Raw genomic sequence first — 284 nt, 5'->3', positions numbered from 1 at the left:
AAAGCCGAATTAAATATTCAATCATTGGTGTTTTACCCGTTCCACCAACACTTAAATTACCCACACAAATTACTGGGATAGAAAAAGACGTAGATGTCTTAATTCCAATATCATAAAATATATTCCGTAACCAAGTTATTAGGTAGTACATAGGAACTACTGGAATTAATATTTTTCTTAGGAGCTTCATAACAACGAATGTAATTATTTTATCTTTGATACTAAATACAAACCGTATGATTATACAAGATGTTATAAACCATTTAGAGACACTTGCGCCTTTA

Annotated in this window: 1 protein-coding gene; it reads right to left on the bottom strand. The window is 30.3% G+C overall.

The genetic code is table 11. The features are described from left to right. Positions 1 to 190, bottom strand: a 190-nt coding sequence (locus J8281_RS19515; RefSeq protein ID WP_210199295.1) for a tetraacyldisaccharide 4'-kinase, incomplete at its 3' end; no start/stop codon positions are given. Positions 191 to 284: the final 94 nt, after the last annotated feature.

Origin of the sequence: Aquimarina sp. U1-2, from assembly GCF_017897595.1 — a bacterium.
Taxonomy (GTDB): Bacteria; Bacteroidota; Bacteroidia; order Flavobacteriales; family Flavobacteriaceae; genus Aquimarina.
This window is presented reverse-complemented; position numbering and strand designations above follow the sequence as displayed.